This window comes from Marinihelvus fidelis (genome assembly GCF_008725655.1).
Classification (GTDB): domain Bacteria; phylum Pseudomonadota; class Gammaproteobacteria; order Xanthomonadales; family SZUA-36; genus Marinihelvus; species Marinihelvus fidelis.
The window spans coordinates 241,752-256,983 of sequence record NZ_VYXP01000005.1 but is presented as its reverse complement, the minus strand read 5'-3'; the positions used below and the strand labels follow the sequence as shown (position 1 = coordinate 256,983).

Genomic DNA, 15,232 nt, shown 5'->3' with positions numbered 1-15,232 from the left:
TTAACATGGTTTCCTGCCGACCCGCCCAGGAGCAATCGACCCGCCGATGTCGCTGAAAATCTACCACGCCAACCGGATTGAGACCCTGTTCGCGCAACTGGCCGTGCGCCTGGACCAGGCGCCGCCCGGCATGGGCCCGCTGGAGGGCGAAACGGTGTTGCTGGAAAACCCGGCCATGGGCGCCTGGGTGAATCTTCAGCTGGCGCGCTTGCATGGCGTCGCGGCCAATATTCAGTATCCGCGGTTCTCGCAGTTTTTCTGGGACCTGGCCCGAGTGGTGGTTGCCGAAGATATTCCCGAGGTCACTCCGCTGAACAAGCTGGAGATGACCTGGCGGATCCTGGCGGCCCTGCAAGACCCGGAACTGATGGCCCGGCCGGAGCTGGCGCCGGTGAACCAATACCTGGACCGTGACGATGCCGGAGAATCGCTGACGGCGCTGAAGCGCTACCAGTTGGCGGCGCGCGTGGCCGACCTGTTCGACCAGTACCAGGTGTTCCGGCCGCGGTGGATCGTGGATGGCTGGGACCGGGACGAGCCGGCGGGTACCCGGCGTGAATGGTCGGAAAGCTGGCGATCGGCGGAGGCCTGGCAGCGCGCCATCTGGCGATTCATCCGCGTGGCCGGTGATGGGGCCCCGGCGCCTTCGCGGAAGGCCCACCGGGCCGGTATTCACCGTGCGCTGTGCAATCGGCTGTCGGGCGATTTCGATCCGGCGATTTTGCCGTTCAGGCGCTTGTCCGTATTTGGTGTCACGGCGCTGCCGGAGTCCGACCTGGACGTACTGATGGGCCTTGCCCGCCACGTTGATGTCAGCCTCTACCTGTTCAACCCCTGCGAGGCGCACTGGTGCGACATCCCCACCGCGCGCCAGGCCATCCGCGAAGAAGCGGCGCGATACCGGGCCGGAGAGCAGGCGACGGGCCTGCCCCCGGAACTGGGCAACCCGCTGCTGGCGGCGCAGGGCCAGCAGGTTCGCGACTTCCTGGAACTGGTTTACCGAAAGTCCGATGAGTACCAGCTGGCTGCGGGCGTCGAGGACCACCAGGCCTTTACCGACCCGGATCCGGAGCGGGACCGTGGGCTGCTCACCGCCGTGCATCAGGACATCCTGGAACTCAGCTTCCGCGGCGAAATCGCAACGCTAACCGGTGATGAAGGCGAGCCCCTGCCATTGCCCGCAGGCGAGACGGATGGCGCCCCCAGCATCCATTTCCACAACGCGCATGGCCCGTTGCGCGAGGTTGAGATGCTGCATGACCAGCTGCTGGACCTGTTCGACCGTGACCCGGACCTGAACCCCCGCGATGTGGTGGTGATGATGCCGCGCGTGGCCCCCTACGTGCCCTGCATCAAGGCGGTGTTCGAGCGCGGCGCGGAACGCGGCGATGGCCGGCGTATTGACTACCACATCGCCGACCGGACCCTGGTGGAAGAATCGCCGGTGCTGAATGGCTTTGAATCGTTGCTCAAGTTGCCGGAGAGCCGGCTGCCGCTTTCAGAGGTGCTGGGCCTGCTGGAGCTACCCTCGGTGCAGCGCCGGTTTGGCCTGCAACGCGGCGATTTCGAATCAATCCGGCGCTGGCTGATCGATGCCGGCGTACGCTGGGGGCGTGACGCGGCGCACCGGCAGGCGGAAACCGGCGCCGCCTTTAGCGAATTCAGCTGGGCGTTCGGGCTCGATCGCATGCTGTCGGGATACGCGATGTCGGCGGATGGTGATACGAACATCCTGGGCGTGCAGCCGCTGGATGACATCGAGGGCGGTCACGCGGCCGCCTTCGACGGGTTCCTGCGCTTCTGGCGGCGCCTCGAACATTACCGTGAGCTGCTGGCGAGGGACCGGTCGCCGGCCGCCTGGGCCAGCACCCTGGGTGGGATGTTGAATGACCTTTTCGAACCGGATGACGAAGACCGGCCCGCGTTCACAGAACTGCGCCGGGGGCTGGAGTCACTGGCCCGGGCCGGTGAGTCAGGGTGGTTTACGGGGACGGTGCCGCTGGACGTGGTACGGGCCGCCATCGCGCCAGTGCTGAGGCAGGGCAGCGGCATGCGTCACCCGTTCAGCGAGGGCGTGAAGTTCTGCAGCCTGCTGCCCATGCGCGGCGTGCCGTTCAAGGTCGTCTACCTGCTCGGCATGAACATGGAGGATTACCCCCGCCGCATCGACCGCCCCGGGTTCGACCTGATGCGCGACGACTACCGTGCAGGCGACCGCTCCGCCCGCATCGATGACCGCTGGCTGTTTCTCGAGGCGCTGCTGTCGGCACGCCAGGCCTTCCATGTCAGCTATATAGGCCAGGACATGCACCGCAACGAGGCCCGCGAGCCGTCCGTGGTGGCGTCCGAACTGATGGACTACCTGCGCGACGGCTATGCCACCGACGGTTTCGATGAGGAAGGCCAGCTTCGCGAAGGCCGGCTCTACACCCGTCATCCCCTGCAACCTTTCAGCCCGTCTTACTTTGGCGGACGGTCCCGTGAGGACAGTCGGCGGTTCTCGCTGGATCCGGCGTCCTGGGCGATCGCCACCGAACAGGCGACTGCGCGGGGCGCTGGCCAGGATGGTGAGGAACCCGGTGTCCTGCGCGCACGGTGGAACGCCGGCGTGGTGTCCACGGAAACCCCGGCCGAGGTCGATCTTGACGATTTCATCGCCTTCTTTACCCGCCCGGCGAAGTGGTTTTTCCGTCGCCATGGTGTCAGCCTGGGCCTTAATCAGGACCAGGTCGAAGACGAGGAAATGCTCGGTTCCGGTGATGGCCTGGCGGCCTGGCAACGGGGCAACGCGTTACTGCGGCGGATTAACCAGTCCCCGCTAAGTCCAGATGCGGACCAGGCGGCGGAGAAACAGCGTCAGATTGACGGCCTGGTCCGGTCGCTGCAGGCCCGGGGGCAGTGGCCGATGGGCAGCGCGGGCCAGCATGCCGCGAAGAAACTGGATGAGCTCGGTGAGCCCTATTTGTTTTTCCGTGCCCAGGCCGGCCCGGCCAGCGATGTAGCCATCCGCCTGGAGGTTCCCGTTGCTGGCACCGCCACCGGCCCGGTGGCCAGCCTGCGCATCACAGGCACCCTGCCACTGCATGAAGCCGCCTATCGCTACCAGTCCGCAAGCGGCCTGAAGTTCAAAACGCTACTGGATTTCTACCTGCGAACGGCCGTGCTGGCCGGTTCGTACGACGGTGGGTTGACGGAGGCGTGGGGCGTGTTCGGTGGCGCGAAGTCGGCGGCTGACAGGCGAAAGCTCAACGGTGAGTACGTCGGCCTGCGTTTTGATGCGGACTTCCTGGCTGATCGCCGCCGGCATATCGAATTGCTTTCTGGGTTGGCCAACCTCTACCTGGCACATGCTCACGGCGGGTTACCCTTTCACCCGGAACTGAGCGCCGAACTGGTGGACCTGGATCCGGATGAACAACGTCAGCTCGTCCGGAAAAAGTGGTACGAATCCGGGTTTGGCCGTGATGACTCCATGCGCGGCAACCTGGTGGAGCGGGCCTATTATGGTACGCCCGAAGCCCTGTTGGAGCCGGTGTTCCTGGACACCTCGGCGGCGATGGTCGAAGCCGTGAACCGCTGGGCGAAGGGGGGTAGCGATGAGTGAGTCAAACGTCGAGCATTTCGATTCCGCCGGTTTCCCGTTGAGCGGACGCCGGCTGGTGGAGGCCAGCGCGGGCACCGGCAAGACCTACAGCATCGCCCACCTGGTGCTGCGGCTTGTGCTGGGTGTCGGCGAAGGGCTGGATTTTTCGACGCCGAGGCGCATTGAAGAGATCCTGGTGGTGACGTTCACGCGCGCCGCCGCCGGCGAACTTCGTGGGCGGATTCGCGCCCTGGTCGAGAAGGCCTGGCGAGACCTGCGTGCAGGGCATAGTGATGACCCCCGCATCAGCGCGCTGATCGATGACGACCCGGAACGCATGAAGGCCATGCTGTTTCGGTTGCAGCGGGCGCTGGTGAACATGGACGAGGCCGGTATTTCGACCATCCACAGTTTCGCGGTGAAGGCGGCGGCCAGCTTCCTGTTCGAAACCGGCGCGATCGATGATGTCCAGCTCAGTCACACCGGTGGTGAGCGTTCCGAGCGCATCGTCACGGACCTGTTCCGGCGCCTGGCGGCGAGCACGGGCGCGCCCGGCCTGGTCTACGCCTTGCTGGGCCGGCCGCAGCTGGAAGATTTTCGCAAGTACTGGAACAGGGTGAAGGGCGACTCGGCCGAGGTTCGTCCCGCGTTGCCGCCCGGTGATGCCTGGGAAGTCATGGATGCGGTGGTGCAGGCACAGACCGCTTTATGCCAGGCGCACCAGGACCTGGCGGATGAGTGGTCGCAGGCGTTTCCATTGCAGGACGGTGCGTCGGACCGGGCGGCGACGAAGGCCGTGCTGGTGGAAGCCCTGGGCGAGCTTGAAGACTCACCGGTGGCCGCTGGGCGGGTCACCAACATCATCAAATACATTGAAAAGAACCTGGCCCTGCCTGTCGATGCGGTGGCCGGGGCGGGTGCGTCCGACTACTTCAAGGACCTGGCCGAACTCCAGGTGCCGCCTGGCACGACTGGTCCGGTGGAGTTGCTGGTACGTGTTCGTGACCACCTGTTTGGTCTTCCGGACGCGCGGCAAGAGGTCGCTCACCTGGCCCGCGCGGCGGTTTACCGGACGCTGGTGCAGGCCCGCGCGGGGCTTGACCTGCGCGACATGTCCCTGGACGAGGTCATCACCCTGATCAACCAGCGCCTTGATCGCGATGACACCCGGCCGGCGCTGCAGGCCGCCATCGCGCAGGCGTACCCGGTGTGCCTGGTGGACGAGTTCCAGGACACCGATCCGGAACAGTTCCGTATGTTCAAGCGCATTTACGATACCCCGGCGGCCAGGGCGCCGGGCGCGGGGCTGTTCATGATCGGCGACCCCAAGCAATCCATTTACGGGTTCCGTGGCGCCGATATTTTTGCCTACCTGGATGTGCGCGGCCAGGTCGCTTCCGCATGTGCCGGGGGTGACAAGAACCAGGGCATCTATGACCTCGACACCAACTGGCGCAGCCGAGCGCTGCTGGTGCAAGCCGTTAACGCCTTGTTCGCGGAGCCACCCGCCGGCGATGACGATGCGCTGTCGTTTGTCTTCAAAGGCATGCCGTTCACGGCGGTGCGGTCCTGCGAGGAGGCGGCACCCGGGCGGATACGCGACTACCGCCTGGGTGGCGAAAGCCCGATGGGCGACGAGGCGCTGGTGTTTATCGGCCACCCGGCTGAACGGCCGGAAAAAGCGGAGCTGAACGGCGACCCGCTGAAGCGGCTTTATGCCCGTGACACCGCGGCCCGAATTTCCGCGCTGCTGGATCCGGTTCACGGCGCGAAAACGGTCGGCGCCGACGGCGAAGAGCAGCCCCTGACACCCGGTGATATCGCGGTGCTGGTGCGCAGCGCTCACGAAGCCCGCGATATTCGCCAGGCGTTGGCGCAGCCGGACATCGGCCTGCGCAGCGTGTTCGCCAGCCAGCGCGACAGCGTCTTCAGTGACTCGGAGGTGAGCGAAGACCTGCTGCTGGTGCTGATGGCCATGGACCAGTGCACCGATCGCCGGCGCCTGAAGTCGGCGCTGGCCACGCCGCTGATGCGCGGGTTTGGTTACGGTTTTGACGAGCTCGCAAACATAGAAATCGATGACGATGCCCTGGAGGCGGTCATCGCCGAGTTCGGCGGCTACCGTGAGACCTGGCTTCGCCACGGGGTGCTGGCCGCGATCAACCAGTTGCTTTCGCAGCCGGCACGCAGGCTCCTGCCCGCGATTGCCCGGCGCGAAGACAGCGACCGCCTGTTCACCGACCTGCGACACCTGGGCGACCTGCTGCAGCAGCGTGACCTGGACTGCGCCACGCCGGAGCAGCTGGTGGACTGGTACGCCGACTGCCTGCGTGATGACAGTCACCTGGACGAGGATGTCCGCCGTGTGCGTCTGGAGAGCGACGAGGACCTGGTCAAGATCGTCACCATTCATGTCGCCAAAGGCCTGGAGTACCCGGTGGTGTTCCTGCCGTTTTTCTTCATGCCCTGGAACACCAGCCTGGACAAGGGTCCGCCGCTTTATCGCGAAGACCGCGGTGACCACTGGCAATCGGTGGTCGAGTTCGGTGGTGACACGACGAAAGTGACCCGGCACCTGGAGCGCGAGCGCCTGGCCGAGGACATGCGCCTGCTGTACGTCGCCATGACCCGCGCCGTGTACCAGTGCCACGTGGGCATCAGCGCGTCGTACCGGAACTCCAGGGCGCCGCAATTTGCGGCGTCAGTGTGGGGCCACCTGCTGGCGCTGCCGGCCGACGAAAACGGTGCCGTTCCCGACGCGCCTTCATTCGCGGAAATCCGAATTGCGCTCGAACAGCGCTTCGGCGGCGCGCCGGGCACCGTCGGTTACGCGGTAGCGGGCGAGGTTGGCCCGGTGCGGTACCAAGCCGGGTCCGCCGCCGCGCAGGCGCTGGTGCCGGCGCTTCCCGCCGTGCAGCTGCCACAGAGCCACTGGCGTATCACCAGCTACACCGGCCTGGTCCGTGGCGAGGCGCCGCGCCTGGGGGTTAAGGACGATGACGATGGCAACGCCCCGGCGGTGGAAGTCGCCGTTGTCGAAGACGATTCGGGCTGGGCGGATAACATCCGCTTCGCGCTGCCGGGCTCGGCCAATACCGGCAGTTGCCTGCACGATATTCTCGAGACTTATGCGCTGACGCGCGCCCCGGCCGGCACCGGCGAGCCGGCCGCGGTCGACCTGGGTGAGATCGCCCGTCAGTGGGTCACGCGCTACGGGCTGGAAACTCCCGGCCTGGATGACACCGCCCTGGCGCAGGCCGTGACGACCTGGATGAACGACTGCCTGCATCACCCGTTCGAGGGCACCTGCCTGGATACGCTGTTCGCCGCCGGTTGCGCGATTCCCGAGATGCGCTTTGATTTTGCCATCGGTGGCGATGGTATTACGGATTTCGACGCCATCAACGCCGCCCTGGCCGCCGCCGGCCAGGCGCCTGTCCATCGCTACGGTCCGATCAGCGGCCTGATGACTGGCGCCATCGACCTGACCTTCGTCCACGACGGCCGGATATACGTGGTCGACTACAAGTCCAACACCCTGGGCCGTGCGCCGCGGTTCTATGACCACGCGGGCATGGGCGCATCCATCGCGGAGCATCGCTACGACCTGCAGTACATGATCTATGCCGTCGCGGCGCACCGGCACTTCCGACGCCGCCTGGGCGAGCGTTATGGGTTCGACGATGGCGAGTTCCGGTTCGGCGGTGTCTATTACCTGTTCCTGCGCGGCATGGGGCTGGCGGATTACCCGGATCACGGCGCCTGGTTCACGCGGCCCTCGCTGGAAAGCGTCGAGCGCCTGGACCGCGCGCTGGCGGGAGACCACCATGAGTGACCGCCGCGATCGGCACCCGTCCCTGCGCCAGCTGGATATCAGCTTTGCCGACTGGGTGGCCACGCGGCTGGTGGCGGACCCTGCCGGCCGGGCCACGGCGGGCCGGCTGGCGGCCGCGGCCAGTTTCGCACTGCACCTGAAACACACCTGCCTGGACCTGGACCTGTACCGGGAGCTGCACGAGCCAACGCTGGATGAACTGCTTGATGGCCTGGGCCCGGAATCGGTCTGCGCCCTGCCGGAGACCGCCTGCGCGGTCGCGGCGCATGCCGGCAGCGGCGGCGACGCCGGCCCGGCAACACCGCTGGTTCGTTCGGCCGACGGGCGCCGGCTATGGTTGCAGAAGTATTTCCGTTTCGAGCAAGGCGTGTGTTCACGAGTCCGCCAACTCGCCCAGGCACGGCTTCCCGCGGTCGAGGTGGTGACCGCCGGCCTGGACGAAGGCCAATGCACCGCCGTGCAGACCGCGTTGACACGCCGCCTGGCCGTTATCACGGGCGGCCCCGGCACCGGCAAGACCTGGACCGTGGCCCGTATCATCACCCTGCTGCTGGAGGCCGACCCGACGCTGCGCATCGAGATGGCCGCGCCCACCGGCAAGGCCGCCAATCGCATGATGGAATCGCTGCGCAGCGTGCTCGAGGGCGGTACCGCCAGGGGCAGCCGGCCCGATGTCGCCACGCTGCCCGGCAAGGCCCATACCTTGCACTCGTTGCTGGGCATCTACCGGCACACACCCAAACCGCGCTTCGATACGCACAACCGGCTGCCGCTGGACGTGCTGGTCGTCGACGAGGCCAGCATGGTGGACCTGCCGATGATGGCGCGCATCCTGGCTGCGCTGCCTGATCACGGCAGGCTGGTGCTGCTGGGTGACCGCGACCAGCTGGCCTCGGTGGAGGCCGGCGGCGTGCTCGCCGAGCTCTGCCGTGGCGGGCCGGATTCGGTGTATGGTGCGGAGGACGCCCCGGTGGCGGTGCTCAGCACCAATCACCGCAGCATCCAGGCCATCAACGACCTGGCTCAGGTGGTCAACGCCGGCCAGGCCCCAGGCGAGGCCCTGCTCGACAACGGGATCGTCCGGCACGTGGTGGAAAACTCACCGGGTGCGGCACCCGCCTGGCTGGAGGATGCCACGAACCACTACCAGGCCCTGGTGGAAAAGGTCGCCGCGCACGACAGTGTCGTTGAGCTGCTCAAGTTCCATGGCCGGTTCCAGTTGCTCTGCGCCCTGCGCGCCGGTCCCGCCGGCGTGGCCGGCATCAATGCCCGGCTGGAGCGCCGCTTCGGCGGCCGGCATGAACACGCCACCGGCCAGCCTTCACGCCGCGAGCTACAGGCCTGGTACCCCGGCATCCCGGTGATGGTCACCGCCAATGATCATGAGCGGAAACTCTACAACGGTGATATCGGCCTGGTGCTGCCGGTACGTGAAATTACCGATGACGAACCTGGTGATGACAGTCCCGGTCCCGCCGGCTGGGTGATCGACACCGAGCACGGCGAGTTGCGCGCCTGCTTCCCCGGGGACAGCCCGCGTGCCATCCGGTTCGCACAGATGCCGGCGTTCGAGACCGCCTATGCGCTGACCGTGCACAAGTCGCAGGGCTCGGAGTACGACAAGGTCGTGCTGGTGCTGCCCGATGACGCCAACCAGATGAACGACCACCCGGTGCTCACGCGGGAGTTGCTCTATACCGGCATCACAAGGGCCGCGAAGGCGCTGGATATCCATGCCGGCCCCGGCGTCATTCAAGCGATGACCAACCGCAGGACCGTCAGGATGTCGGGCCTGGGGCACCGCTCCAGCGGATGACGTCGATGTCCACCTCCCGTTTGCAAGCAGACGTTATTGTCCTGGGCGCCGGCGCCGCCGGCCTGATGTGCGCGATTACCGCCGCGCGCCGCGGCCGCCGCGTGATCGTGCTTGACCGCTCCAACAAGGTGGGCAAGAAAATCCTGATGTCCGGCGGTGGCCGCTGCAACTTCACCAACCTGCATGCGGCGCCGGACCGCTTCCTGTCCGCCAATCCACACTTTTGCAAGAGCGCGCTGAGCCGATATACCCAATGGGATTTCATCGCGATGGTGGAATCACACGGGATCGAGTACTTCGAAAAGGAAACCGTCAACGGCCTGAGTGGACAGCTGTTCTGTCGCGAGTCGTCGAAACAGGTCGTGGCGATGTTGATGGCGGAGTGCGAGAAGGCCGGGGTCACGGTGCTGACGCGTTGCGAAACCTCGGAAGCGCGCCATGCCGGTCATTTCGAATTGGCCACGGACCAGGGCCGGTTCAGTGCCGAGAGCCTGGTGGTGGCCACCGGCGGCCTGTCGATCCCCAGCCTGGGCGGGTCCGGGTTCGGGTACCAGCTCGCCGAGCAGTTTGGCCTGGCGTTATTGCCACGCACGGCCGGGCTGGTGCCGTTCACGTTGACCGATGAAACCCAGGCCCTGTGCAAGGCCCTGTCCGGTGTGTCCTGCGAAGCCATCGTGGCGAACCAGCGCGCCAGCTTCCGGGAAGACCTTTTGTTCACCCACCGCGGCCTGAGCGGCCCGGTCATCCTGCAGGTCTCCAGCTACTGGCGCCCGGGTGAGTCCATCCAGGTTGACTTGTTGCCGGGGCACGACGCCGAACAGGCGTTGTTGGCCTTCAAGGCGTCGAACCCGCGGGCGACGCTGCGCACATCACTCACGACGCTGTTGCCCAAAAACCTGGTCATGACGTTGCAGGCCGAGTGGTGGCCACAGATGGCGGAAAAGCCGCTTGCTGACTGGCCCGACCGGCAACTGCGGGCAGTCGCCGAACGCCTGCAGGGTTGGGAGATCAAGCCCGCCGCCACCGAGGGCTACCGCACCGCCGAGGTCACGCTGGGCGGCGTCGATACCAGGCAGTTGTCTTCTAAAACCATGGAATCGAATACTCCGGGGCTGTTCTTTATCGGCGAAGTCGTCGACGTGACCGGCCACCTGGGCGGTTTCAACTTCCAGTGGGCGTGGTCATCGGGTCACGCCGCCGGGGTGGCGCTCTGAGCGGCGCGTTCCGGTAGACTCAATGGCATAACACCAACAGCACACTCAGAGGAATGTCCATGAAGCACATCGCCCCCGTTCGCGCCGCCCTGGCCGCGCTTGTCGCCGCTGCCTTGATGGCCCCCGCCGCGCAGGCGCAGGTCTCTGGTGGCGACCTGGCCACCAGCGTCAAGGCCGATTACGACAGTCATTTGTGGCCGTTGTACGAGCATTTCCATCGCTACCCGGAACTGTCGACCATCGAAAACGAGACCGCGATGCGCATGGCCAACGAGTTGCGCGCGGCCGGTTTCCGGGTCACCGAGGGTATTGGTGGTACGGGCGTCGTGGCGATCATGGAGAACGGTGACGGACCGCTGGTGATGATGCGCGCCGACATGGACGGCCTGCCGGTGCAGGAAAAGTCCGGCCTGGAGTACGCTTCGGAACACCAGCAGGTGAGCCCCATCACCGGCGAAGAGGTCTACACCATGCACGCCTGCGGCCATGATGTGCACATCACCGCGCTGGTGGGTACGGCTCGGCAGATGGCCGAGCGCCGCGACGACTGGTCCGGCACGCTGATGCTGCTGGTGCAGCCCGCCGAGGAGCGCATCATCGGCGCGCGCATGATGAAGGAGGACGGCCTGTACGCAAAGTTCGGCAAGCCCGATTACGCGCTGGCGTTCCACGTGTCCGCGGGGGATGTCGCCGGCAAGATCAACGTCACCGAGGGCAGCCCTTATGCCGGCGCCGATACCGTTGACATCATCATCCACGGTGTCGGCGCGCATGGCGCGGCGCCGCATCGCGGCAAGGACCCGATCGTGCTGGGCAGTGAAATCGTGCTGGCCCTGCAGACCCTGGTGTCGCGCGAGCTGGCCCCGCGCGAGCCGGGCGTGGTCACGGTCGGTTCATTCCACTCCGGTACCAAGCACAACATCATCTCCGACCGCGCGCACCTTCAGCTGACGGTGCGCAACACCAGCCCCGAGACCCGCGAGCTGCTGCTGAACGGCATCCAGCGTATCGCCGTGAACATGGGCCGCGTTGCCGGCCTGCCGGAGGACAAGCTACCGGAAGTGATCATCTCCGAGGAGAGCGTACCGCCGACGGTCAACGACGCCGCCCTGGCGCGACGCCTGCGCTCGGCATGGCAGGAAGAAATGGGCGACGACGCGGTGGTCGAGAACCCGCCGTCGGGCATGGGCGCCGAAGACTTCCCGATCCTGGCCACCGACCCGGACATCCCGATGGTGTACTGGGCCATCGGCGGCACCCCGCAGGCCGACTTCGACCGCGAGGCCGCCGGCGGCGAACCGGTGCCCAGCCACCATTCGCCGCTGTTCAAGATCACCCCGGAGCCCGCCGTGCGCGCCGGTGTGGAATCCACCGTGGTGGCGCTGATGGACCTGATGCCGGCGAGTGGCGACTGACGCCGGCCGCCTCCTGCAGAACTGGCTATAGCCGATTCGCCAGATTGGCTATAGCCGCCTTGCCCAAATGGCTAAAGCCAGAACAGTGAATGGTCCATGAGCGACAAAAGCCTGCACTTGCGTACCAGTGAAGCGGTTTCGGCTGCATTGAATGAAGGCCGGCCGGTGGTCGCGCTGGAATCGACCATCATCACCCACGGCCTGCCGGCGCCCCATAACCTGGAGACCGCCCGCGCCACCGAGCAGGCCGTGATCGACGCGGGTGTGGTTCCAGCCACCATCGCCATCATCGACGGCCGTATCCACGTTGGCCTGGATGACGCGCAGCTCGAGCGGCTGGCCCGCGCCGGCGAAGACGTCGACAAGTGCAGCCGCCGCGACCTGGCGGCGGTACTGCAGCGCGGCGGCACGGCCGGTACCACGGTGGCGACCACGATGATCGTGGCCGCGATGGCGGGTATCCGCGTGTTCGCGACCGGCGGCATCGGTGGTGTCCACCCCGGCGCGCACCGCAGCTTCGATATCTCCGCCGACCTGAAGGAGCTGGCGCGGACCCCGGTCGCGGTGGTCTGTGCGGGCCCTAAATCCATTCTCGATATCGGCCTGACGCTGGAGTACCTGGAAACCCACGGTGTGCCCGTGGTCACCGTGGGCTCTGACACGCTGCCGGCCTTCTACTCCCGCGACTCCGGCTTCCCGGCCAGCCTGCGCCTGGACGATCCGGCGGCGATCGCCGACATGCTGCGGCTGCAATGGCAGCTGGGCCTGGATGGCGTGGTGATCGCCAACCCGATTGACGCCGAATACGCCCTGGGCGTGAAAACCATGGCCCAGGTCAACGAGACCGCCGTGCGCGAGGCCATAGAGGCGGGCGTGTCCGGGAAGGCGCTGACCCCGTTCCTGCTGGCGCGCGTCGAGGCCCTGACCGGCGGGCAGTCGCTGCAGGCCAACCAGGCGCTGATCGTTTCCAATGCGCGGCTGGCCGCGGAGATCGCGCGCCAGTTGTAAACCGGCACCGTGGCGCACATCCAGCGTGAATATGACGGCTTTGTCATATTCATGTCTCGCCATTGCATGATCTGTCACATCACCGTCACCGGGGCGTCATCTTCGGGTCACGTTGCGCGAATAGCTTGGTGGATTCCCAGCATCCAACCCACATGAGGGAGAGTCCATGCTCAAGCACACCGTGCTCGCCGTTGCCATCATGGCCGCGGTCACCAACGCCGAAGCGGCGAAGGAAAAGAACATTACCCTGGCGCCTCTCGGCACTTACGAAACTGGCATTTTCGATGACGGCGCCGCCGAAATCGTCGCCCACGACCCGGCCACGCAGCGCCTGTTCGTGATCAACGCCGGCGAGAACGCCGTGGATGTCCTCGATATTGCGGACCCGACCAACCCCACCAAGCTGTTCGACATCGACGTGTCGGCTGCCCTGCCGGAGTCCGGCGGCGTGAACAGCGTGGCGGTGCGTGACGGCCTGGTGGCCATCGCGGTCGAGAACGATGACAAGCAGGCCAATGGCTGGGCGGCCTTCTACAACACCGACGGCGAGTTCCTGAGCGCCGTGGGCGCCGGCGCGCTGCCGGATGCCATCACCTTCTCGCCCAACGGCCGTTACGCCGTGATCGCGAATGAAGGCGAGCCGAGCAGCGATTACCAGGTCGACCCGGAAGGCTCCATCACGGTGGTCGACCTGTCCGGTGGTCCGCTGGCGGCAAGCGTCGCGCAGGCCACGTTTACCGCGTTCAATGACCAGCCGTTGCCGGCCGGCCTGCGCGCCGCGCGCCCCTTCGGCGCCACGCTGGCGCAGGACCTGGAGCCCGAGTTCAGCGCCGTGTCGCATGACTCGAAAACGGCCTGGGTGTCGCTGCAGGAAAACAGCGGCATCGCCGTGGTTGACCTGGCCAGCGCCACGGTCACGGCCATTCTCGGCCTGGGCCTGAAGAACCATTCGATCCCGGGTTACGGCCTGGACGCCAGCAATGAAGATGACGCCATCAACATCACTCAATGGCCGGTCCATGGCGCGTTCATGCCGGACTCCATCGCCTCGTTCCGGGTCAAGGGCAAGAGTTACCTGCTGACCGCCAACGAGGGTGACGGCCGTGAGTACATCTTCGACATCGAGGAAGACAACGAAGAAGACGAGGCCTACTGCGAAGACCTGATCGACCAGGCCGGCACTTTCAACGACGGCGAGGCTGATGACGACGAGTGCATCGTCTACCTGGACGAAATCCGCGTGAAGGACGTCGACCTGGACCCGGCCGCGTTCCCGAATGCCGACTGGCTGCAGGAAGACGAGAACCTGGGCCGCATCAAGGTCGTTGGCACCGAGGGTGACACCGACGGCGATGGCGACTACGATCACCTGGTGTCCTACGGCGCCCGTTCGATCTCCATCTGGAGCACAGACGGCGAGCTGGTCTGGGACTCCGGTGACACCATCGAGCAGGTCACGGCCCTGGCCGATGCCGACAACTTCAACAGCACCAACGACGAGAACGACACCTTCGACGACCGCAGCGACGACAAGGGCCCGGAGCCCGAAACCGCGATTGTCGGCAAGGCATTCGGGCGTGATTACGCCTTCGTTGGCCTGGAGCGTGTCGGCGGCATCATGATCTTCGACGTGTCGATGCCCGAAGACGCCCGTTACGTGGACTACATCAACACCCGCGACTTCAACGCCGAGAACGACGAGGAAGAAGAAACCCTCGAAGGCGTCGATGCCGGTGACCTGGGTCCGGAAGGCCTGGCCTTCATCAAGGCCGAGGACTCGCCGACGGGAACGCCGTTGCTGGTGGTGGGTTTCGAGATCAGTGGCACGACGACGATTTTCGAAGTCCTGAAAGACTGACCCTGCGCCCTGGAAACACCCCGTCAGCCGGACCGGTTGGCGGGGTGTTTTGTTGTCCGGCGTCAAATTTTTCTCGGCCTGAACCAACTATTGCCACGCGGCGCGGTACTGCAGGTAACGACAAAAAAGCCGTCAAGAAAAGACAAGGACCTGCAGGATGCGCGCTTTCAGCTGGATGATCGTTTTACTCTCAGCCGCCTGGCTGGCGATCTCCGGGGCACGCAACGAGGCGCCGAGCGCGATACTGGCGCAGCTGGCCGGGCAACTGGCCGAGACCGTCGCCGAAGAGCAGGTCACCGGCACGATGGCGCCACCGCAGCCGGCCTGCGAGGGGGCCGAAGATGGGGCCGAAACGATTGATGGGGGGAGCCGCCACGCTGAAGGGAGCGTGGACCAAAGCGTAGATCCGGGGCGCACCGAGCCACGACTGGCCACGGCCGATGCGTCCCGGATCGACGCGACTTGTGGGCACTGATTCTACGCACGCAACCCAACTTCTGTTA

Annotated in this window: 8 protein-coding genes; all 8 read left to right on the top strand. The window is 65.9% G+C overall.

The features are described 5' to 3' along the window. Positions 1–46 precede the first annotated feature (46 nt). The 8 genes from recC (at position 47) to F3N42_RS09060 (ending at position 15,204) form a co-directional block, all read left to right on the top strand. A complete protein-coding gene (gene recC / locus F3N42_RS09095; RefSeq protein WP_150864114.1) occupies positions 47–3,604 on the top strand; it encodes an exodeoxyribonuclease V subunit gamma in 3,558 nt (1,185 codons plus the stop codon). Further along, positions 3,597–7,418 carry a UvrD-helicase domain-containing protein gene (locus tag F3N42_RS09090; protein ID WP_150864113.1) on the top strand — a complete coding sequence of 1,274 codons (3,822 nt, stop codon included), beginning with the start codon at positions 3,597–3,599 and terminating at the stop codon, positions 7,416–7,418. The genes recC and F3N42_RS09090 overlap by 8 nt, the downstream gene beginning before the upstream one ends. Next, positions 7,411–9,234, top strand: a complete 1,824-nt coding sequence (gene recD / locus F3N42_RS09085) for an exodeoxyribonuclease V subunit alpha (protein ID WP_191621324.1) — start codon at positions 7,411–7,413, stop codon at positions 9,232–9,234. Before F3N42_RS09090 ends, recD begins: the two co-directional genes overlap by 8 nt. Positions 9,235–9,239: 5 nt before the next feature. Next, a complete protein-coding gene (locus F3N42_RS09080; protein ID WP_150864111.1) occupies positions 9,240–10,448 on the top strand; it encodes a BaiN/RdsA family NAD(P)/FAD-dependent oxidoreductase in 1,209 nt (402 codons plus the stop codon). Positions 10,449–10,507: 59 nt separating this feature from the next. Further along, a complete protein-coding gene (locus F3N42_RS09075; RefSeq protein ID WP_150864110.1) occupies positions 10,508–11,863 on the top strand; it encodes an amidohydrolase in 1,356 nt (451 codons plus the stop codon). 96 nt (positions 11,864–11,959) lie between these two features. Continuing rightward, positions 11,960–12,871, top strand: coding sequence for a pseudouridine-5'-phosphate glycosidase (locus F3N42_RS09070; RefSeq protein WP_150864109.1), 912 nt, complete (start codon positions 11,960–11,962; stop codon positions 12,869–12,871). A gap of 166 nt (positions 12,872–13,037) precedes the next feature. Then, the gene (locus F3N42_RS09065) at positions 13,038–14,729 is read left to right on the top strand and encodes a choice-of-anchor I family protein (protein ID WP_150864108.1); all 1,692 of its coding nucleotides are present in this window, start codon (positions 13,038–13,040) and stop codon (positions 14,727–14,729) included. Between the two features lie 157 nt (positions 14,730–14,886). Then, on the top strand, positions 14,887–15,204 hold the full coding sequence (locus tag F3N42_RS09060; protein ID WP_150864107.1) for a hypothetical protein: 318 nt from the start codon (positions 14,887–14,889) through the stop codon (positions 15,202–15,204). The last annotated feature ends 28 nt before the right edge of the window (positions 15,205–15,232 follow it).